Genomic DNA, 20407 nt, shown 5'->3' on the forward strand with positions numbered 1-20407 from the left:
CCTCCGGGCGGGTCCGGGCGGGTCCGGGCGGCGCGCTAGGCGCGCGCCCGCAGGCGGCGCCAGACCGCCTTGGCCGCGTTGTGGCCGGACATGCCGTGGACGCCCGGGCCCGGCCAGGTGGCCGACGAGCACAGGAAGACGGCCGGGTGGGCGGTGGCGTACGGGATACGGGCGAGGCCCGGCCGCAGCAGTGTCTGGAGCCCGGTGAAGGCGCCGCAGGCGATGTCGCCGCCGACGTAGTTGGCGTTGCGGGTGGCCAGCTCCGGCGGGCCCGCGGTGGCGCGGGCCAGCACCCGGTCGCGGAAGCCGGGCGCGAAGCGCTCGATCTGCCGCTCGATCGCCTCGGTGGCGTCCCCGCTCCAGCCGCGCGGCACATGGCCGTACGCCCAGAAGACGTGTCTGCCCTCCGGCGCCCGGCCCGGGTCGACCACGGTGGGCTGGGCGGTGATCAGGAACGGCGGGTCCGGCTGGACGCCCTCGGTGGAGGCGGCGCGCAGCGCGGCGGCGATCTCGCCGCTGGAGGGGCCGATGTGGACGGTCCCGGCCCGGCGGGCGGCCTCGGAGGTCCACGGGACCGGTCCGTCCAGGGCATAGTCGATCTTGAAGACCCCGGCGCCGTAGCGGAAGTGCCGGTAGGCGTCGCCCAGCCCGGCGATCCGGGCCAGTGCGGTGGGCGAGGTGTCGAAGACGTAGGCGCGGGCGGGCGGCAGCTCGTCCAGCCGCCGCACCTCCACCCCGGTGTGGACCTGCCCGCCCAGGTCGCGCAGGTAGGCGGCGAGCGCGTCGGACAGGGACTGCGAGCCGCCGCGCGGCATCGGCCAGCCGACCTCGTGCGCGGCCAGCGCGAAGACCAGGGCGATGCCGCCGGTGGCGGGCGAGGTGGTCGGGCCGATGGCGTGGGCGGCCAGTCCGAACATCAGCGCGCGGGCGGTGTCGTCGCGGAAGCGGCGCGCCAGCCAGTCCACCGGCCGCAGCCCCAGCAGCCCGAAGCGGGCCAGGGTGACCGGATCGCGGGGCAGCCCGTCCCACGGCACCTTGAAGAAGTCCCCGACCAGGGTCGCCCAGCGGCCCAGGAACGGCGCCACCAGCCGGCGGTACGTCCCCGCGTCGCGCGGCCCGAAGGAGGCGGCCGTCTCGGCCGGCGAGCGGGCCAGCACGCCGGCCGTGCCGTCGGGGAAGGGGTGGGCCAGGGGCAGTTCGGGGTGGAGCCATTCGAGCCCGTACCGCTCGGTGAGCGGCATCGCGGAGAAGGCGGGCGAACCGACGCCCAGCGGGTGTACGGCCGAGCAGGGGTCGTGCCGGAAGCCGGGCAGTGTCAGCTCCTCGGTGCGCGCCCCTCCTCCGACCGACTCCATCGCCTCGAACAGCTCGACGGAGAAACCCCGCCGGGCCAGCTCCACCGCGGCGGTCAGCCCGTTCGGACCGGCTCCCACCACGACCACGTCCCGCATCGACGCCACGTCGGATTCTCCCCTCGGCGCTGAGGTCTGACCGGCTCAGGCCAGCAGGGAGAGGATACGACGCACCGTCAGCGCGTCCCGGGCGGCGGTGAAGGGCAGCGCGTTGCCGCCCGCCAGGCGGAACGGCTGCCCGGTGAGCGTGGCGTGGCCGCCGCCCGCCTCGGCCACCAGCAGCAGCCCGGCGGCGTGGTCCCAGGCGTTCTCCCAGGTGAAGGCCACCGCGTCGAGCGCACCGCGCGCCACGTTCAGGTACTCCAGCCCCGCCGAGCCGCACGGCCGGGGCCTGACCCCGTCGGTGTACAGGCCCTCCAGGGAGCGCTTCTGCGCGTCGGTGGTGAAGTCCGGGTGCGAGTGGGCGACCTCCAGGGGCGCGTCCGGCGCGGGGCCGCCGGAGCGGATCTCCTCGCCGTTGAGCCGTGCGCCCTCGCCGCGCACGGCGACGGCCAGCTCCTCTCGGGCCGGCGCGTACGTCCAGGAGGCCAGCAGCTCATCGCCGCGGGCCAGGGCCACCAGGGTGCAGAAGCCGGGGTCGCCGTGGACGAACTGGCGCGTGCCGTCCACCGGGTCCACGATCCACACCGGCGCCTCGCCGCCCAGCGCCCCGTAGACCGCCGGGTTGTCGTGCACCGCCTCCTCGCCGACGACCACCGAGCCGGGCAGCAGCGCGGTCAGGGCCCCGGTCAGGTACTCCTCGGCGCGCCGGTCGGCGATGGTCACCAGGTCGTGCGGGCCGCTCTTCTCGGTCACCTCGTGCTCGGCAAGCTGCCGCCAGCGCGGCATGACCTCGGCCGCGGCGGCCTTGCGCACGGCCTCCTCGACACCCGTCAGCAGTTCGTCGTCGATCATCCGTCCATGGAAACACGGCGCCGGGGGCTCCCGCCGGACGGCGGATGGCCGCGGGGTGAACGGACCACGCCTCCGCGGCCCGGCCCCGCGGACCGCCCGCCCGGCCACCCGGCCCGGTTCCGCGCCGTCAGCGGCCGACCGCGTAACCCTGCATCCCGCGCGGGTTGGCCGCCGCCGACAGCACGCCCGTCTCCGGGTCGCGGGCGACCGCGCACAGCCGCCCCTCCGTCCAGGGGCCGCCGACGGTCACCGGATGCCCGCGCCGCCGCAGCTCGCGGACGGCCGCCTCCCCGACGCGGGACTCGACCGTGACGGCCCCCGGCCGCATGGCGCGCGGCCAGAACGAGCCGGGGAAGCCCTCGTGGTGCCAGTTCGGGGCGTCGACGGCGCCCTGGAGGTCGTAGCCGCCGCGCACCGGCTCGCGCAGGGCGACGGCGAGGAGGAAGTGGGTCTGCCACTGGTCCTGCTGGTCGCCGCCGGGCGTGCCGAAGGCCAGGACGGGCTCCCCGTCGCGCAGTGCGAGGGAGGGGGTGAGGGTGGTGCGCGGGCGGCGGCCGGGGGTGAGGGTGTTGGGCAGTCCGGGCTCCAGCCAGGCCATCTGGAGCCGGGTGCCGAGCGGGAAGCCGAGAGCGGGGACGGTGGGGTTGGACTGGAGCCAGCCGCCGCTGGGCGTGGCGCTGACCATGTTGCCCCAGCGGTCCACGACGTCCAGGTGGCAGGTGTCGCCGGAGGTCGCGCCGTCGCGGGCCACGGTGGGCTCGCCGGTGCCGGCCGCGCTGCCCTCCGCCCGTGCTGCGGCCCCGGCGGCGTGGGCTCCGAGCCGGGGGGTGCGTCCGCCGGGGCTGCCGGGGCGCAGCTCGTGGGAGGCGCTCCCGCCGATGAGAGCCCGGTGCCGCGCGGTGTAGGCATCGGAGAGCAGGTCCTCCAGCGGTACGGTGGCGGCCCCCCGCGCGTCGCCGTACCAGGCCTCGCGGTCGGCGAAGGCCAGCTTGCTCGCCTCGATCACGGTGTGGAGGTACTCCCCCGTGCCGTACTCGGGTCCGCCCGCAGGCAGGTCCGCCAGGAGGGCTAGCTGCTGGAGCATCACCGGGCCCTGCGACCAGGGCCCGGCCTTGCAGACCGTCCAGCCGTTCCAGTCGTGGGTGACGGGCTCCTCGTAGGCGGCCGACCAGGAGGCGATGTCGTCGCCGGTGAGGGTGCCGGCGTGGCGCTCGCCGGAGGTGTCCATGGCGGGGCGGGCGGCGAAGTCGGCGAGCGCCTCGGCCACGAAGCCCTCGCGCCACACCCGCCGGGCGGCCTCGATACGCCCCTCGCGTCCCGTCCCGGCCGCCTCCGCCTCGGCCAGCAGTCGCCGCCAGGTGGCGGCGAGGACGGGGTTGCGCAGCAGGGCGCCGGGCGCCGGGGAGCGTCCGCCGGGCAGGTACAGCTCGGCGGAGGTCGTCCACTCCGTCTCGAACAGTCCGCGCACCCGCTCCACCGTCGCCCCGATCCCGGGTACGGCCGGGTGGCCGTGCTCGGCGTAGCCGACGGCGTACTTCAGCACGTCGGCGGGCTCGCGGGTCCCGTGGTCGCGCAGCAGTGTCATCCAGGCGTCGAACGCGCCGGGGACGGCGGCGGCCAGCGGGCCGGTGCCGGGCACCAGCTCCAGACCGAGCGAGGTGTAGTGCTCCACCGTCGCGCCGCGCGGCGCGGGCCCCTGCCCGCACAGCACCCGCACCGGGCCTCCGGCGGGCGCCAGGATGATCGGCACCTCCCCGGCGGGGCCGTTGAGGTGCGGCTCGACGACCTGGAGAACGAAGCCCGCCGCGACGGCCGCGTCGAAGGCGTTGCCGCCGTCCTCCAGAACGGCCATGGCGGAGGCGGAGGCCAGCCAGTGGGTGCTGGAGACCATCCCGAAGGTGCCCTGCAGGGTCGGACGGGTGGTGAAGGTCATCGGCTCGGCTCCCGGGGGCAGGCGGTCGGCGGAAGTGCGGCACGGCCGGCGGGCGCGGGCGTGTCCGGCCGCAGTGTGCCACCACCGCGGCCGGGCGGAAACGCGGTCGAGGCCCGGGGCCCGGCTGCGTAGGCTCGGAAGCATGAGCACGCAGGGCAGGCCGGGCGCACAGGACCCTGGCGGGAGGATCCGGGGCGGGGAGGCCGGGACGGGCCGCAGGCCGCTGGTGGCCCTTCTCAGCGGCGCGGGGATCTCCACCGACTCCGGGATCCCCGACTACCGCGGCCCGAACGGGGTGTGGCGCAGGGACCCCGAGGCCGAGAAGCTCGTCACCTACGAGCACTACATGAACGATCCGGAGATCCGCCGCCGATCCTGGCGGATGCGGCTGGAGAGCCCGGCGCTGCGGGCCGGGCCGAACGCCGCGCACGAGGCCGTGGCGCGCCTGGAACGCTCCGGGGTGCCGGTGCGGGTGATCACCCAGAACGTGGACGGGCTGCACCAGATGGCCGGGATGCCCGAGCGCAAGGTGCTGGAGCTGCACGGGACCGCGCGGGCCGTGGTGTGCACCGGATGCCATGCGCGTTCGGAGATGGAGCGGGCGCTGGAGCGGGTGCGGGCCGGGGTCGCGGACCCCGAGTGCCAGCGGTGCGGCGGCATCCTGAAGTCGGCCACCGTGATGTTCGGCGAGGCGCTGGACCCGCAGGTACTGGGCGAGGCGCTGGCGATCGCCAGGGCGTGCGAGGTGTTCGTCGCGGTCGGCACCAGCCTGCAGGTGCAGCCCGCCGCCTCGCTGGCCGGGATCGCCGCCGAGCACGGTGCGCGGCTGGTGATCGTCAACGCCGAGCCCACGCCGTACGACCCGCTGGCCGACCGGGTGGTGCGCGAGCCGATCGGGCGGGCGCTGCCGGCCCTCCTGGAGGAGCTGGCGGCGGGCTGAGGCGGGCGGCGCGACCGCGCCGGGTGTGCGGGCGTGCGGGTTCGGGCGGGCGGGCCGGTCACCGGCCGGCGGCGGGGCGCCCCCGGGCCAGCACCCCCTCGATGTCCCTGCGGCGGCGGTCGGAGACCCGTGCCGCGGCCGCCAGCAGCAGGGGCGTCAGGGCGGCCGGGTCGGCCGCCACGGCCTCGGCCGCCTCCTCCGGTCGCCGGGCCCGGACCACCGCCGACAGCAGTTCGACGGCCCCGGAGCCGAGGCCCGCCCCGCGCAGGGCGAGCGCGGCGGAGGCCACCTCCCCCGCCGGGCGCGCGGCCGCCTGCCGCAGCAGCCGCCCGCAGTCCTCGGCGCGGCCCGCGGCGGCGAGCGCCTCGGCGGCCTCGGCCAGGGGGGCGGGCGGCAGGTTCGCGGCCTCCCACAGCAGGTCCGCGACATCCGCGCCCATACCGGCCCGCTCCAGACGTTCGACCAGTACCGGCAGCCAGGAGGCGGGACGGCACGCGGCCTCGCACAGCAGGGCGTGCGCCTCCCCGGTGCGGCCACGGGCACGCAGCCCGGCCAGCCGGGCGACGGTCTCGTCGCACCGCCTTCGGAGGCGGGCCGCCCGGGCCGCGTCCCCGGCCGGGTCCTCGGGGCGCGCCGCCCTCTCGTCCCCCTCGCTCTCCGCCCCGGCGAACCGGGCCCCTCGCGGGGCGGGTACGGCCGGGGCCGCGGGGGGTACGGGACCGGCGGCCGGATCGGCCCGCGCCCCGGTCTCCAGCCCGGCGAACCGGGCCCCTCGCGGCCGGGCGCGCACCGGGCCGGACGGCGCCGGGGACGAGGGGACGTGTCCGGATCCGGGGCCGCGCCCGGGCTCACGGCCCGGATCCGCCCCGCCGCGGGCCACCAGGACGGCCAGGCGCTCGCGCAGTTCCCGGCAGCGGGCCGTGGCGCGGGCCCGGTCGTCGCGCGCCCAGGCGAGGTCTGCGGCCAGGCGGCCGGCGCCGGCCGGGTGGCCGCCCGCCGTCAGCGCGCTGGCCAGGGCCTGTTCGCGTTGGGCCGCGTGCCACTGCTCGCGCAGTGTCCGCGTCAGCATCTCCCGCAGTTCGGCGGCTCGCCGCCGCGGGTCGCCGGCCGCCTCGTCGCAGGCCGTGAGCGACGCCAGGTACAGCGTCCTCAGCCATGCGGCCCGGGGGCGTGCCCGCCGGGGGCCCCGGCGCACGGTGAGGTCGTCCAGCAGGGAGGCGACCACGTCCCACGGCGGTATCCGGCGGCCCGCCAGGCAGGCGGCCAGCCCTTCGGGGTCGCGCCGGGCGAAGACCCCGTACCATCCGGCGGCCGGGTCGAGTTCGGCGGTGAGCGCGGTGAGCGCGGCAGTGAACTCGGCGGCCTCGGGCAGGTCCGGACCGCCGGGTACGTCGAGGCCGGCAGCGGCCCGGTGGGTGCTGCCGGTCGGTTGCGGCACTGGCATGGGGCCATGGCACACCGGCCGTGTTTCATCGACCGTCACCGCCGTGCTACGAACAGTTTTCACGCCCCCCGCCCCGCCCCCCGCTCCCTTGTCATGTTTCGAACAGACGCGGCATCCGGCGATACGCTTCCGCCCCATGGACGACAACCTGCGCGACATCGTGCTGGGCGTGCTCGCGGCCGGCATCACCACCTCGCTCGGCTGGTTCGGCCGCACCTACCTGTGGCGCCGCGCGCTCCGCCGCAAACAGCGCTTCTTCGGGATGCCGGAGCACTCCGAGTGCCTGCTGGTGGTCGGCCGCAAGGCCGCCACGGGGGAGGGCGCCGTCTCCCGCGACGACGTGTTCGCCCTGCTGGAACTGTCCGCACTGGTCAAGGAGTGCCGCGCGAACGCGCAGGTGCTGTCGCACGAGAACGTCCGCCAGGGCTTCGGCGAGCGGACCGAGTTCTGCGTCGGAGGGCCTGCGGCGAACCGGCGGACGGCGGCCCACCTCCACTCCCTGCTGCCGGGGGTGCGGATCGACACCACCCCCGAACCCGGCCCGGACCAGGCCGCGTTCACCATCGGCGGCGAGCGCTACCGGATGGAGCGGGGATCGGTGGAGTACGTCCTGCTCGCCCGGCTCACCGCGGGCGAGGGCTCCCACCCGGTGTTCGTCCTGTGCGGCCAGCGGGCCGTCACCAACCAGGCGGCCGCGCGCCATCTCGCCCGCCACCACGCCCGGCTGGCCCGCAAGTACGGCACCGGCGGCGACTTCTGCCTGCTGCTGAAGGTGGTCAACTCCCAGGCGTACGGCCCCGATGTCGTCGAACTGGTCGCGGACGTCACCCGGGACGCCACCACCGCGCCGTCCGCACCCGCCTCCGTGCCCCCGCCCGCCCGCCGCCAGCACCGGGCGAGGAGCCGAACGGAGAACTGACCCGGTCAAGCACCGGATTGCGCAAGGAGTTCGCGGAACCGGGTATCGATGTCGCCGAGGTGTTCCCGATGATGTTGCCCACGACGCCTCATGCGGCACAGGCCCCCCTCCTACCCTGTTGACCCAGGTACGGAGACCGTTCCCACCCCGCAGGCGGCAGTACGGAGAGGAGTCCCGGATGGGCGACAGCAGACCGGTCTACCAGCGGATCGCCGACGATCTGCGGCAGCAGATCGACGAGGGGGCCCTGGCCGTGGGCTCCCGCATCCCCTCGCGTTCGGAGCTGAAGCGCACCTACGCCGCCAGCGACCAGACCGTGGACCGGGCGGTGCGCGTGCTGAAGGCCGCCGGCTACGCGGAGGGGCAGTTCGGGCGGGGGGTCTTCGTCACCGACCGCAGCCCCGTCGGCAGCCTGCTGCGCACCGGCGAGGCGGTGGACTCGCCGTTCGCGGCCCGGCTGCTCACCGGCTCCCCGGCCGCCCCCGCACTGCTGTGGGAGGCCACCTCCACCGCCACCGGGGCCCCGCCGCGGATAGCCGAACGGCTGGGCATCGGCGCGGGCGACCGGGTGATGTGCACGCGGTACGAGTACCTCGCCGACCGGCGCCCGCTCCAGCTCGCCACCAGCTGGGAGCCGCTGGCTCTCACCGAGGGCACCGAGGTGGTCTTCCCCGAGCGCGGCCCGTACGCCCGGCGCGGGGTGCGCGAGCGGTTCGCGGCCATCGGCCTCCCCGTGGTGCGGGCCACCGAACTGGTCGGCTCGCGGTCGGCCACCAGCGCGGAGTCACAGGCCCTGGGATGCTCTCCCGGGCAGTGCGTGACGGTCATCGAGCGCACCCACCACACGGCGGACGGCCGGGCCGTGGAGACCTCCGACATCGTGGTGCGCGCGGACCGGTGGCGGCTGGAGTACCGCATCGACTTCCCCGGCTGACGGCCCGCTCCCCGGCCACGACCGGGCTCCCCGGCCCGGGCGCGTCCCGGCCGGCGCCCGTCCCGCGCTCACCGCCGGTCCGGCCGGCGCCCGTCACGCCTCGGATGCCTCCGCGTACACCTGCGACAGCTCCGGCGTGCCGCTGAGCGCCCACTCGTGGCCCGCCGCCACCACGTCCAGCTCCCGCCCGGAGGCCAGCCGCACCACCGGCCGGCCGCTCGGCCACACCTGCCACTCCGCCCCCGGCACCGTGCGGACGACGACGGTGCCCAGATACAGGCCCGCGTCGTTGCCCAGCCAGGTCAGCGCCTCGGGGTCCTCGTCGCGCCAGCGCGGCAGGAGCTGGTCGAGGGCGGCCAGCGAGCCGGGCGTGTCCTCCAGCTCGATCCCCGCCGACCCGGCCTGCCTGCGCAGCAGTTCGCACTCGGACAGCAGCTGCGCCACTCCCTCGGCGTCGTGGGGGGCGGGCTGCATCACCGCCACCCCGCGGGACATGCCGTGCCTCTTGCGCCAGTTGTCCAGGAAGGGGATGTTCATACGCCTCAGCGTGACATCACCGGCGCGGCGGACGGCACTAGGCACGCGGGCGGGCCCTCACACCTCCAGATCGACGACGACCGGGGCGTGGTCCGAGGCGCCCTTGCCCTTGCGCTCCTCGCGGTCGACGTAGGCGTCCTTCACCGCCGACTCGAAGGCCGGGTCGCCGTAGACCAGGTCGATGCGCATGCCCTTGTTCTTGGGGAAGCCGAGCTGGCGGTAGTCCCAGTAGGTGTAGGGGCGGTCGTACTTCAGCGGGCGCGGCACGACGTCGGCCAGGCCCGCCGCGCGCAGCGCGGCCAGCGCCTCGCGCTCGGCCGGGGTGACGTGCGTGGCGCCCTCGAAGACGGCGAGGTCGTAGACGTCCTCGTCGGTCGGCGCGACGTTGTAGTCGCCGAGGATGGCGAAGGGCCGTCCTCCCGCCTCCCCCGCCGTCTCCCGTACCGCCAGCTCGCGCAGCGCGGCGAACCACCGGAGCTTGTACTCGAAGTGCGGGTGGCCCACCTCGCGGCCGTTGGGCACGTACACCGACCACACCCGCACCCCGCCGCAGGTGGCGCCCGCCGCACGGGGCTCGGTGACGCCCTCGTAGTCGGGCCCCCCGGGCAGGCCGATCACCGGATCCTCCAGGCCCACCCGGGACAGCACCGCCACCCCGTTCCACCGGCCCGAGGCGTTGACCGCGGCCTCGTAGCCCAGCTCGCGCAGCGGTTCGGCCGGGAACGCCTCCGCCGTGCACTTCAGCTCCTGCAGGCACAGCACGTCCGTGCCGCTGCTCTCCAGCCAGGCCAGCAGCCGCTCGAGCCGTGAGGTGATCGAGTTGACGTTCCAGGTGGCGATACGCATGGCAGCGAATCTACCGCCCGGCACCGACAGCCGGCGGACGGCGGGCGGCAGCCGGCCGCCGGCGGGGCGCTCCCTCCGGCGGGGCTCAGCCCTCCCGCAGTACGACGCCCTGCCCGGGCTCCAGCCGGGTGTGCTCCGCACCGGCGGTGCCGGGGCCGTTCGGGCCGAGGAGGCGGCCGTAGACCAGATGCCCGAAGTCCGACAGCAGTCCGTCGTGGACGTCGTACGCCACGCGCGGCCCTACCTCGCGCACGTAGTCGACGACCTCGGCGACCTTGCTCCAGGGGGCGTGCACCGGCAGCAGCAGGGTGTCCACCGGGCGGCCGGGGACGGTCAGGGCGTCGCCGGGGTGGAAGACGGTGCCGGCGCCGGGGGCGGTGACGGCGTAGCCGACGTTGGTGACGCGCGGGATGTCGGGGTGGATGACGGCGTGCAGCTCGCCGTGCACCTCCACCTCGAAGCCGGCGGCGGTGAAGGCGTCCCCGTCGCCGACGGTGTGGACGCGCCCGGGGAAGGCGGCCGAGATCCGTTCGGCGACGCTGCGCAGGGTCCAGATCCCGGCGGCCGGGTTCGCCTCCAGCGCGGCGCGCAGCCGGCTCTCGTCGAAGTGGTCGGGGTGCTCGTGGGTGACCAGGATCGCGTCGGCGCCGACGGCCGCGTCCGCCTCGCTGAAGCCGCCCGGGTCGATGACGAGCGTGCGTCCTTCGCGGTGCAGGGCGACGCAGGCGTGGCCCTTCTTGGTGAGCTCCATGGGGCCATTGTGCTGCCCGCCCGCGATCCTCGCCGCGAAGTCCCGCCACCGCCACGGAGCCTGTCACGGGGTTCGGTCGCACGGGTTCGGTCGCGGGGGGTCAGTCGCGGGGGGTCAGTCGCGGGGGGTGGTCTCCTCCGCTATGACGCGCCGGGCGACGGCGAACGCGGCTCCGGCGGCGGGCATTCCGCAGTAGACGGCCGTGTGCAGCAGCACCTCCCTGATCTCCTGCGGGGTGAGCCCGTTGCGCAGCGCGGCGCGGGTGTGGGCGGCCAGCTCCTCCAGGTGCCCGCCGGCGGTGAGCGCGGTGAGGGTGACCACCGAGCGGGTGCGGCGGTCGATGCCGGTGCGGGCCCACACCTCGCCCCAGGCGTAGCGGGTCAGGAGGTCCTGGAAGTCGCCGGTGAAGTCGTCGGTCTCCTCGGCCACGCGGTCGACGTGGGCGTCGCCGAGCACATCGCGGCGGAGCCTCAGACCGGTGTCGTACGCGGCGCCGGGGTCCCCCTGGCTCTGCTCTCCGGCGGTCAGGGCGGCGACCGCGGCACGGGTGGGCAGGGCGTCCGGCGCGCGGCCCGTGCCGCCGGCGGGCGCCTGGGCGGGAACCGGGACGGCCGCCGGGGCGTCCCGCCGGCCGGAGGGGAGGGCGGCCGAGAAGTGTCCGGCCAGCAGTTCGGTGATCTCGCCGGGCCGCTCCACGGGGGCCATGTGGCAGGCGTCGGGGACGAGGGCGAGCCGGGCGTCGGGGATGCCCGCGACCAGGGCGCGGGCGTCGGCGGGCGGGGTGACCCGGTCCTCGGCCCCGGCGACGACCAGGGTGGGCACGCCGACGCGGGCCAGCTCCTGGCGTATGTCGAAGGATGCCAGCGCCTCGCACGCGGCTATGTAGCAGCCGGGGTCGGTGGTGCGGACCATCTGGACGGCCCACTCCACGATGGCGGGCTGGGCGGCGGCGAAGGCGGGCGTGAACCAGCGCTCGGGGATGGAGCGGGCGATGGGGTCCAGTCCGTTGGTGCGCACCACCACGCCACGCTGCCGCCAGGTGTCGGGGGTGGCGTAGCGGGGAGCGGAGGAGATCAGCGCCAGGGAGGTGAGCCGGCCGGGTGCGTCCAGCGCGATCCGGGCGCCCACGGCGCCGCCCAGGGAGCAGCCCGCGTAGGCGAAGCGGTCGGCGCCCGCGGCGTCGGCGGTGGCCAGCAGCCGGGCGGCGAGGTCGCCGACGGAGGTGGTGGGGCGGGCGGGCGCGCCGCCGTGGCCGGGCAGGTCGTAGCGGAGCACCCGCCAGTGGCGGCTGAGTTCGGGGACCTGGCGGTCCCACATGTGCCATGTGGCGCCGAGGGCCGGTCCCAGGACCAGGACCGGGGCGTGTTCCGGCCCGTCAACGCGGTACTGCAGGGTGTCGACGTTCTTCTCGCTCACCCGCTCACGCTCCCACATCCGCCGGTTCCTCACAGCCGGGGGTGTCGGCGAGGCGCGCGAGGCGACCGGTCGCCCTGTCGTCCGATCGTCCGATCGTCCGGTCGCCCTGTCGTTCGGTCGTCCGGTCTCGCGCGGCCGGGCACCCGGCCCCCGGGTTTCGCGGGCGGTGTTGACACGACCGGCCGCCTCTCTAGGATCCGTGGCATCCCGGTCTTCCGAACGACGTTCGGTATTTCGTACGTCTGGACGGGCGGCCGCTGCGGCCGCTCCCGTTCCACCGCCACGTCCGCCGGCCCGGGACGACCCCCCACACCGAGAAGGAGTCTCACGATGACAAGGACGGCAAGGGCAAGGTCCCTGTTATGGACAGCCGTCATCGCCGTACTGCTCGTCCTGGGCATGGACGGCATCGCGCTGGGCCACGGCCGGGGGGAGAGCACCCCGCTCACGACCCCCCGCGCGGCTGCTGACACCGCCACCACCGCCGGCACCGCCGCCGCGAGCTCCGGATGCGGCAGGGCCCCCACCCTGACGAGCGGTACCCACACGATCCAGAGCGGCGGCAGAGACCGGAGTTTCATCCTCCGGATCCCCGCCGGCTACGACCGCGACCGCCCCTACCGGCTGGTCTTCGGGTTCCACTGGCTGGGCGGCTCCTCCACGGACGTCGCCACCGGCCGCACCGTGGACACGGGCACCTGGGCCTACTACGGGCTCCAGCGGCTGGCGGACGAGAGCGCCGTCTTCGTCGCGCCCCAGGGCCTCGACAACGGCTGGGCCAACACCGGTGGGAGGGACACCGCCTTCGTCGACGACATGATCCGGCTGATCGAGGCGGACCTGTGCGTCGACCAGGAGCAGCGCTTCGCCCTGGGGTTCAGCTACGGGGGCGCGATGTCGTACTCGCTGGCGTGTTCGCGCGCCACGGTCTTCCGCGCGGTCGCGGTCCAGAGCGGCGGGGTGCTCAGCGGATGCGACGACGGCACCAGGCCCATCGCCTACTTCGGAGTGCACGGCCTCAGGGACAGCGTCCTCGGCATCTCCGGCGGCCGGGCGATGCGGGACAGGTTCGTCGGGAACAACGGCTGCACCCCCCAGAACCCGCCGGAGCCGGCCCAGGGCAGCCTGAGCCACCGGATCACCGCCTACTCGGGCTGCTCGGCCGGGCACCCGGTCGTCTGGGCCGCTTTCGACGAGGGGCACATCGCCGCCCCGCAGGACGGGGCGCCGGGTGACAGCGGCCCCAGGACCTGGCTGCCGGCGGAGATATGGAAGTTCTTCTCCCAGTTCGACACCTCCGAGCCGGGCCCGGACCCGGACCCGGAGCCGGAACCGGAGCCGGCGACCTGCCGGGTCACCGCCACCGTCAACGCCTGGAACACCGGTCTGACTTCGAGCATCACCATCACCAACACCGGCACCACCGCGATCGAGGGCTGGTCGCTGGCCCTCACCCTGCCCGACGGGCAGACCATCACCTCCGGCTGGAACGCGCAGTACTCCCCCGCCTCCGGCCGGGTGACGGCCAGGAACGTCTCCTACAACGCCACCATCGCCCCGGGCGCGTCGGTCGACATCGGCTTCCAGGCCACCCACACCGGCGACACCGCCCCACCAAGCTCCTACGCCCTCAACGGCACCGCCTGCGCCACCGCGGGCGGCTCGCGGAGCTGACCGGACGGGCCGCATTCCTGAGGTGAGGCCCCGCCGGAGCGCTCCGGCGGGGCCGGCCGTCAGAACTCGACCGTGGAGACCGCGTAGACCCGCAGGCGGTCCTCGCTGGTGACGTCCACGGTGACCGCCAGATCGGGCCGCTCCCCGGGCCGCTCGATCCTGGCGCCCGCGTAGCGGCGGCCGGGGGCGTCCAGCTCCCAGCCCACCGTCTCGGCCTGCCGCCCGGTGACCCCGGAGACACCCTCACGCAGGGCGCCCGGATCACCGCCGGCCTCCTCGACGAACCTCTCCAGGCCCCGCCGGGAGGTACGGAACTGCACGTAGAAGGAGCTGCGCTGCCAGCTGTTGGTCTCGTAGTGCGCCACATAGCTGGACCCGCCGGGCACGGGCACCTCGTAGATGCGGCTCTCCAGCTTGCTGGGCCACTTCCACACCAGGCCGGTGGCGGCGGCGGCGCGCTGTTTGTCCTTGCCGCTGTCGCGGCTCTGGTAGGCGGAGAGCACCAGGTAGCCGGCGGGGACGGCGATCAGCAGCACCACGATGATCGCGACCAGCCAGCGGTGTCTGGGCCGGTGCGGCGGGGTCCCGGGCTGCGGCAGGGGCACGGTGGCGGTCAACGGCCCGCCCCCCATCCGCGCGAGGGCAGCAGGCCGATCCCGGCGCGCTCGTACCGCTCCACCCGGCGGCGGTTGGCGCGGCGGAAGCGGCGGGCGACCAGCCGGGCGAGGTCGGCGGCGCCGACCATGCCGGCCTCCGGGCCGAGTTCGGCGCGCGCGATACGGGCCTCGGGACGGTAGCCGCGGCCGGTGAGGTGGCGGCGGAAGGCGTCCCGCGCGGGGCCGATCAGCAGTTCGTCGGCGGCGCTGACCCCGCCGCCGACGACGAAGCAGGAGGGGTCCAGCGCGGCGGCCAGGTTGGCGATGCCGACGCCGAGCCACTCGCCGATCTCCTGGAGGAGCTCGGTGCACATCGCGTCGCCCTCGCGGGCCAGCTCGGTGATCAGCGGTCCGGTGATGTCGCGGACGTTGCCGCCGACGCGGTCGATGATCCCGTAGGCGACCGGCGACTCGGCCGCCGCCAGCTCGCGGGCCTCGCGGACCAGGGCGTTGCCGGAGCTGTACTGCTCCCAGCAGCCGCGGTTGCCGCAGGGACAGCGGTGGCCGCCGGGAACGACCTGCATATGGCCGAACTCCCCGGCCACCCCGTACCTGCCGCGCTTGACCTGGCCGTCCTCGAGTATGGCGCCGCCGATGCCGGTACCGAGGGTGATCATGACGAGGTGGTCCTCGCCTCGGCCGGCGCCGAAGCGCCACTCGCCCCAGGCCGCGGTGTTGGCGTCGTTGTCGACCATGACGGGCACGGCCAGACGGGCGGTCAGCGCGTCGCGCAGCGGCTCGTCGCGCCAGGCCAGGTGGGGGGCGAACAGCACCCGGGAGCGGTCGGCGTCCACCCAGCCGGCCGCCCCGATGCCGACGGCGTGCACGTCGTGGCGGTCGGAGAGGTCCAGGACCAGCTCGGCGATGGTGTCCTCGACGGCCTGCGGGCTCTTGGACTTGTCGGGGGTCTCGGCCCGGACCTTCTCCAGGATGCGGCCGTCTGCGTCGACGACGCCCGCCATCACCTTGGTGCCGCCGATGTCGATGCCCACCGTGGGCACGCGCGGCGCGGAGACGTAGGAGCGCCGTTCGCGCATGGCCACGGCCCTGAACACCGTCGCTCTGGCGGTCGCCCTGGCGCTCGTTCCGGCGGCCGTTCCGGCGGCCGTTCCGGCGGTCGCTCGAACAGAGCCTCGGTGCGCCCGGTCACGGTACGTACTCATCACCGTCGATTGTGCCCTACAAAGCCTTGCGGTCCGGCCCCGAGGGACGGGTGCGCGCCAGTTCGTGGCCGAGCCGGTCCAGATCGCTGCCGCCCGCCATCTGGCGGGTCAGCTCGTCCAGGCCGATCTCCTCGCGGGCGTGGCTACCGGCCATGGAGCCGCGCCTGAGCAGCACGAACCGGTCGCCGACCAGATGGGCGTGGTGGGGGTTGTGGGTGACCAGGACGACGCCCAGCCCCTGGTCGCGGGCGGCGGCGACGTAGCGCAGGACCACCCCGGCCTGCTTGACGCCGAGGGCGGCGGTCGGCTCGTCCAGGACGATCACCCGGGCGCCGAAGTGGACGGCGCGGGCGATGGCGACCGACTGCCGCTCGCCGCCGGAGAGGGTGCCGATGGGCTGGTCCACGTCGCGCAGGTCGATGCCCATCCGCAGCAGGGCCTCGCGGGTGGTGCGGCGCATGGCGGCGGTGTCCAGGCGGCGGAGGGGGCCTCGCCCGGTGACGGGCTCGGAGCCGAGGAAGAAGTTGCGCCACACCGGCATCAGCGGGACGACGGCCAGGTCCTGGTAGACGGTGGCGATGCCGCGGTCGAGGGCCTCGCGGGGGGAGGCGAGGCGGACCTCCTCGCCGTCGATGCGGAAGGCTCCGTCGTCGTGCCGGTGCAGCCCGGAGACGATCTTGATGAGGGTCGACTTGCCGGCGCCGTTGTCGCCGAGCACGCAGACGACCTCGCCGGGGCGGACCGCCAGCGACACGCCCTCCAGCGCGGTCACGTTGCCGTAGCGCTTGCCGACGCCGGCCAGCTCCACCAGTGCCGTGGGGGAGCCGGCCGTCGCCGTGGGTGTCCCGTTCACGAGGATGCCTCCGCCCGCTTGCGGATCCATGCGTTGAGCAGCGTGGCGAGCAGCAGCATCGCCCCGAGGAAGAACTTGAACCAGCTGGGGTCCCACTGGGCGTAGACGATGCCCTTGCTGGTCATGCCGAAGATCAGGGCGCCGACGGCGGCGCCGGCCGCCGAGCCGTGGCCGCCGGTGAGCAGGCAGCCGCCGATGACGGCCGCGGCGATGTAGATCAGCTCGTTGCCCACGCCCTCGCCGGACTGCACGACGTCGTAGCTGAACAGCAGGTGCTGGCCGGAGATCCAGGCGGCCAGGGCCACGCCCATGTAGAGGCCGATCCGGACGCGGTCGACGGGGACGCCGACCGCGCGGGCGGCCTCCGCGTTGCCGCCGGTGGCGAAGATCCAGTTGCCCGCCCTGGTCCGCAGCAGGATCCAGGTGGCCGCGGCGACCAGCGCGAGCCACCACACGATGGTGATCCTCAGCTGGAAGCCGCCGACGGTGATGCCGGAGGCGAAGACCGCGCGGGCGGAGTCGAAGCCCTCCATGTCGCCGATCGCCTTGGTGGAGACCGTGCCGCCGACCAGCTTGGTGAGGCCGAGGTTGAGGCCGGTGAGCATCAGGAAGGTGCCCAGGGTGATGATGAAGCTCGGCAGGCGGGTGCGGGTGAGCGTCCAGCCGTTGAAGAAGCCGATCGCGAGGGTGACCGGCAGGGACACCGCGACGCCGGCCCAGGTGTTCGCCGTCATCTGGTAGCTGAACATCGAGGACACCAGCGCCGAGCTGGTCACCATCACGCCCGCCGACAGGTCGAACTCCCCGCCGATCATCAGCAGCGCCACCGGCACCGCCATGATGCCGATCGTGGATGCGGCGTACAGGACGGTGCCCAGGCCGGCGGGGCGCAGGAAGCCGTCGGCGGCGAGGGCGAAGAAGGCCAGGACGGCGGCGGCCCCGACCACCGCGCCCAGCTCGGGGCGGGCCAGCAGGCGCCGCGCCACCGGGCCGCGCTCGGCGGCGTCCTTCGCCAGGGCCGCGGGGGTGGCGGTCACCGGGTGCCCCGCTCGGTGTACTTCTCCAGGTCTGCGGCGTCGTCCCCGGTCACCAGCTGCGGGCCGGTGAGGACCGGCCGTCCGCCGCCGAGCATGTTGCCGTTGTAGCGGTGCAGCCACAGCAGGTCGACGGCCTCGTAGCCCTGGAGGTAGGGCTGCTGGTCGACGGCGAAGCCGATCGTGCCGTCCCGCAGTCCGGCGGCGACCTGGGCGTTGAGATCGAAGGTGTTGACCTCAACGCCGCCGCCCGCCCGCTTCACGGCCTTGGCGGCGGTGGCGGCGAAGGGCGCGCCGAGGGTGACGACGGTGTCCACGTCCCGGTCGGACTGGAGCTCGGCCTCGACGGAGGACTCCACGGAGGGCATGTTGGTGCCGTCCACGTAGAGGTTCTCCACCTCGCCGTCGAAGGCCTCGCGCACTCCGTCGCAGCGCTCCTCGTGGCCGACGTTGCCCTGCTCGTGGACGACGCACAGGGCCTTGTCGTGCCCGCGTTCGTTCAACTCCTCGCCGACCGCCTCGCCGGCGACGGACTCGTCCTGGCCGATGTGGGCGAGGGCGCCGAGGCCGGCGGACTCGTCCTGGCCGGAGTTGATCGTGACCACCGGAATGCCGGCCTTCACCGCCTTGCGCACCACCGCCTCCATCGCCTCGGGCTTGGCGAGGGTGACGATCAGCCCGTCCACCTTCCGGTCGATGGCGGTCTGGACGAGCTGGGCCTGGCGGCCGGCCTCCTTGTCGTGGGAGTAGACGAACTCCACGTTGTCCTTGACGGCCGCCTGCTCGGCGCCGCTGCGGACGATGTCCCAGTAGGTGTCGCCGTCTCCCGAGTGGGTGACCATCGCGAACGTCCAGCGCGGGGTGTCCACCGCCGCGCGGCCTCCGGCGCGCTCGCGCTCCTCCTCGGCCCGCTTCCCGCCGGTGCTGCTGCATCCGGCCAGGGCGAGCGCGAGGACCGCCGCCGACGCCGTGGCCCTCGTCCGTATGCCGGCCCGTATGCCGGCCCGTATGCCGGTCCGTATGCCGGTCCGTATGCCGGTCCGGGCACCGGTCCGTACGCCCCTGCGTACCCCTCCTGCCGTGGTCACGCGGTTTCCGCCCTCTCGCTGCGTGAGTGCCGGCCCGGCGGCCGGCTTTCGTGCCGTGCCGGGGCGCGGACGGTTCCGGCCCCGGCCGCACAAGTATCCGTCACCGCAGCTCGCACGGGGATCGGGGGTGGCGCGGGAGGGAACGGACGGTGCGGGTGGGGTGAACGGGACGGAGGGGGCTGAGGAGGCGGAGAGAGCGGCTCCTCAGAAGCGCACCGGCAGGCGGTGCGGGCCGCGGATGAGCATGCCCTGCCGCCAGGAGACGGCCGCCGGGTGGATGTCGAGGGCCAGGTCCGGGCAGCGCTCCAGCAGCGCGCGAACGGCGACACGGCCCTCCAGCCGGGCCAGCGGGGCGCCCAGGCAGTGGTGGATGCCGTGCCCGAAGGCGAGGTGGCCGCGGGATTCACGGCGGATGTCGAAACGGCCGGGGTCCGCGAAGCGCCCCGGGTCGCGGTTGGCGTCGGCGAGGACCGCCAGCACCAGCTCCCCTCCGCCGGGGATCACCGTCCCGCCGATCTCGACGGGCTCGGTGGTGAAGCGGTAGGTGGGCGTCTCGACCGGGCCGTCGTAGCGCAGCATCTCCTCGACCGCGCCCTCGGCCAGGGAGGGGTCCGAGCGCAGCAGCGCGAGCTGGTCGGGGTGGGTGAGCAGGGCGAGGGTGCCGTTCGCGATCAGGTTGACGGTGGTCTCGTGGCCCGCGATGAGCAGCAGCCAGGCCATGCCGAGCAGTTCCTCGGCCGACAGCCGGTCGCCGTCCTCGTCGGCGGTGTGCAGCAGGGCGCTCAGCAGGTCCTCGCCCGGCTGCCGCCGCTTCTCCTCCAGCAGCTCGGTGAGGTACGCGGTGACGGCCTCGTTCGCGGCCTGCTTCTCCTCGAAGCCCGCGTCCCCGACGACGGTGGCCGACCAGGCCCGGAAGGCGTCCCGGTCCAGGAACGGCACACCCAGCAGCTCGCAGATGACCGTGATGGGCAGTGGGAAGGCGTAGGCGTCCACCAGATCGGCCCGCCGCTCCGGCTCCTTCAGCATCGCATCCAGCAGCCCGTCGGCGATCTCCCGCACCCTCGGCTCCAGGGAGGCCGTGCGCCGCGCGGTGAACTCGCGGGCGACCAGCCTGCGCAGTCTGGTGTGGTCCGGCGGGTCGGAGCTGAGCATGCTGACCCCGGCCGCCGGAGGGCCCACCGGCAGGGCGGGCGAGGCGTTGCTCCAGTGCTTGGACAGCCGCGGGTCGGCCAGGACGGCCCGCGCCTGCTCGTATCCGACGACCAGCCACGCCTCGGCGCCCTCGGGTATCCGCACCCGGTGCACCGGGCCGCGGGCCCGCAGCTCGGCGTAGACGGGATAGGGGTCGCGGACGAAGTCCTCACCCAGGGACGCCAGATCGACCGGTGTCCGTTCGTCGGTGCTCATCCGCGCCTCCCCTGTGTGGCCGTCCGCCGCCGATGATGCCAGCGGGAGGTCCTGCGGCGACATCGTTATCCGGCCAGGTGGTCCGGCGGGCCGCAGGTGGGCCGAAACGGTCCGTACGGGACCTCCCGGCGGCGCCGGCCCGCGCGCCCGGCCGGCGGAACACGGGGGCGTCCCCCTCAGGGCGTCGGCGCGCCGAACAGCTCCACGGCCTTGCACACCTCCGCCAGTGCCCCGGACAGCGCGCTCACCGAACCGACCGCCCCCGCGATCAGCAGCAGCGAGTGGCGCAGCCCGCCGACCTCGGGAGCGCCCGCGCGGAGCGCGGCTTCCATGGCGGCCAGTTCCTCCTCGGCTATCTGCCGGTCCGCCAGTTGTGCACGGTAACCGGCGAGTTCCCGGTGCAGGCGGGATACGGCCCGCCGCAGTGCGATGACCCGCGGGTCGTCCTGTCCGTGGACGACCGCCCGGTGTCCTACCGCTTCCTTCCGCAACGCAGCTCCCCCCAC

19 protein-coding genes are annotated in these 20407 nt (G+C 75.1%); 4 read left to right on the forward strand and 15 right to left on the reverse strand.

Translation table 11 applies throughout. The features are described from left to right. Positions 1 to 35 precede the first annotated feature (35 nt). The 3 genes from CUT83_RS18675 to CUT83_RS18685 all read right to left on the reverse strand — a co-directional run bounded on the left by CUT83_RS18675 (position 36) and on the right by CUT83_RS18685 (position 4239). The gene (locus CUT83_RS18675) at positions 36 to 1451 is read right to left on the reverse strand and encodes a phytoene desaturase family protein (protein WP_173915110.1); all 1416 of its coding nucleotides are present in this window, start codon (positions 1449 to 1451) and stop codon (positions 36 to 38) included. A 45-nt stretch (positions 1452 to 1496) separates the two neighbouring features. Beyond that, a complete protein-coding gene (locus tag CUT83_RS18680) occupies positions 1497 to 2306 on the reverse strand; it encodes an inositol monophosphatase family protein (RefSeq protein ID WP_101257005.1) in 810 nt (269 codons plus the stop codon). Between the two features lie 127 nt (positions 2307 to 2433). Next, positions 2434 to 4239, reverse strand: coding sequence for a gamma-glutamyltransferase family protein (locus CUT83_RS18685; RefSeq protein WP_101257006.1), 1806 nt, complete (start codon positions 4237 to 4239; stop codon positions 2434 to 2436). 142 nt (positions 4240 to 4381) lie between these two features. Here CUT83_RS18685 and CUT83_RS18690 point away from each other — a divergent pair, with 142 nt between their 5' ends. Then, entirely contained in the window at positions 4382 to 5179 is a 798-nt protein-coding gene (locus CUT83_RS18690; RefSeq protein WP_101257007.1) for an SIR2 family NAD-dependent protein deacylase, read from the forward strand. 58 nt (positions 5180 to 5237) lie between these two features. Here CUT83_RS18690 and CUT83_RS18695 read toward each other — a convergent pair whose 3' ends face one another. Then, on the reverse strand, positions 5238 to 6623 hold the full coding sequence (locus CUT83_RS18695) for a hypothetical protein (RefSeq protein ID WP_241524807.1): 1386 nt from the start codon (positions 6621 to 6623) through the stop codon (positions 5238 to 5240). A 136-nt stretch (positions 6624 to 6759) separates the two neighbouring features. On the opposite strand from CUT83_RS18695, the gene CUT83_RS18700 reads away from it, so the two are divergent. Continuing rightward, positions 6760 to 7542: a hypothetical protein gene (locus tag CUT83_RS18700; protein ID WP_093850450.1), complete on the forward strand. Its 783-nt coding sequence runs from the start codon at positions 6760 to 6762 to the stop codon at positions 7540 to 7542. A gap of 178 nt (positions 7543 to 7720) precedes the next feature. Then, positions 7721 to 8476: a GntR family transcriptional regulator gene (locus CUT83_RS18705; protein ID WP_101257008.1), complete on the forward strand. Its 756-nt coding sequence runs from the start codon at positions 7721 to 7723 to the stop codon at positions 8474 to 8476. Between the two features lie 93 nt (positions 8477 to 8569). On the opposite strand, the gene CUT83_RS18710 is transcribed toward CUT83_RS18705, so the two are convergent. The 4 genes from CUT83_RS18710 to pcaDC all read right to left on the reverse strand — a co-directional run bounded on the left by CUT83_RS18710 (position 8570) and on the right by pcaDC (position 12044). Then, complete coding sequence (locus CUT83_RS18710; protein ID WP_101257009.1) at positions 8570 to 9013, reverse strand: DUF6278 family protein; 444 nt, start codon at positions 9011 to 9013, stop codon at positions 8570 to 8572. A gap of 57 nt (positions 9014 to 9070) precedes the next feature. After that, positions 9071 to 9859, reverse strand: a complete 789-nt coding sequence (locus tag CUT83_RS18715) for an exodeoxyribonuclease III (protein WP_101257010.1) — start codon at positions 9857 to 9859, stop codon at positions 9071 to 9073. An 85-nt stretch (positions 9860 to 9944) separates the two neighbouring features. Next, positions 9945 to 10610, reverse strand: coding sequence for an MBL fold metallo-hydrolase (locus tag CUT83_RS18720; RefSeq protein ID WP_101257011.1), 666 nt, complete (start codon positions 10608 to 10610; stop codon positions 9945 to 9947). 114 nt (positions 10611 to 10724) lie between these two features. Then, positions 10725 to 12044, reverse strand: a complete 1320-nt coding sequence (pcaDC, locus tag CUT83_RS18725) for a bifunctional 3-oxoadipate enol-lactonase/4-carboxymuconolactone decarboxylase PcaDC (RefSeq protein ID WP_173915107.1) — start codon at positions 12042 to 12044, stop codon at positions 10725 to 10727. Between the two features lie 312 nt (positions 12045 to 12356). Between pcaDC and CUT83_RS18730 the strand changes: the two genes are divergently transcribed. Then, the gene (locus CUT83_RS18730; protein WP_206282558.1) at positions 12357 to 13700 is read left to right on the forward strand and encodes a CE1 family esterase; all 1344 of its coding nucleotides are present in this window, start codon (positions 12357 to 12359) and stop codon (positions 13698 to 13700) included. A gap of 59 nt (positions 13701 to 13759) precedes the next feature. Here the strand turns inward: CUT83_RS18730 and CUT83_RS18735 are convergent, their stop codons facing one another. From CUT83_RS18735 to CUT83_RS18765, 7 genes are all read right to left on the reverse strand, one after another. Next, positions 13760 to 14317 (reverse strand): hypothetical protein, encoded by a 558-nt coding sequence (locus CUT83_RS18735; RefSeq protein WP_240957520.1) that lies wholly within the window; start codon positions 14315 to 14317, stop codon positions 13760 to 13762. After that, positions 14314 to 15519 (reverse strand): ROK family glucokinase, encoded by a 1206-nt coding sequence (locus tag CUT83_RS18740; RefSeq protein WP_101257014.1) that lies wholly within the window; start codon positions 15517 to 15519, stop codon positions 14314 to 14316. Before CUT83_RS18740 ends, CUT83_RS18735 begins: the two co-directional genes overlap by 4 nt. 16 nt (positions 15520 to 15535) lie before the next feature. Next, complete coding sequence (locus CUT83_RS18745) at positions 15536 to 16402, reverse strand: ATP-binding cassette domain-containing protein (protein WP_101257015.1); 867 nt, start codon at positions 16400 to 16402, stop codon at positions 15536 to 15538. Next, complete coding sequence (locus CUT83_RS18750) at positions 16369 to 17409, reverse strand: ABC transporter permease (protein ID WP_101257016.1); 1041 nt, start codon at positions 17407 to 17409, stop codon at positions 16369 to 16371. Before CUT83_RS18750 ends, CUT83_RS18745 begins: the two co-directional genes overlap by 34 nt. Continuing rightward, positions 17406 to 18404 (reverse strand): sugar ABC transporter substrate-binding protein, encoded by a 999-nt coding sequence (locus tag CUT83_RS18755; RefSeq protein ID WP_101257083.1) that lies wholly within the window; start codon positions 18402 to 18404, stop codon positions 17406 to 17408. Before CUT83_RS18755 ends, CUT83_RS18750 begins: the two co-directional genes overlap by 4 nt. Positions 18405 to 18698: 294 nt before the next feature. Then, positions 18699 to 19901: a cytochrome P450 family protein gene (locus CUT83_RS18760; protein ID WP_101257017.1), complete on the reverse strand. Its 1203-nt coding sequence runs from the start codon at positions 19899 to 19901 to the stop codon at positions 18699 to 18701. 176 nt (positions 19902 to 20077) lie between these two features. Then, positions 20078 to 20392 carry a DUF5955 family protein gene (locus CUT83_RS18765; RefSeq protein WP_101257018.1) on the reverse strand — a complete coding sequence of 105 codons (315 nt, stop codon included), beginning with the start codon at positions 20390 to 20392 and terminating at the stop codon, positions 20078 to 20080. Between the last annotated feature and the right edge of the window lie 15 nt (positions 20393 to 20407).

The sequence above is a fragment of the Streptomyces barkulensis genome (genome assembly GCF_002843305.1).
In the GTDB taxonomy this organism is placed as follows: domain Bacteria; phylum Actinomycetota; class Actinomycetes; order Streptomycetales; family Streptomycetaceae; genus Streptomyces; species Streptomyces barkulensis.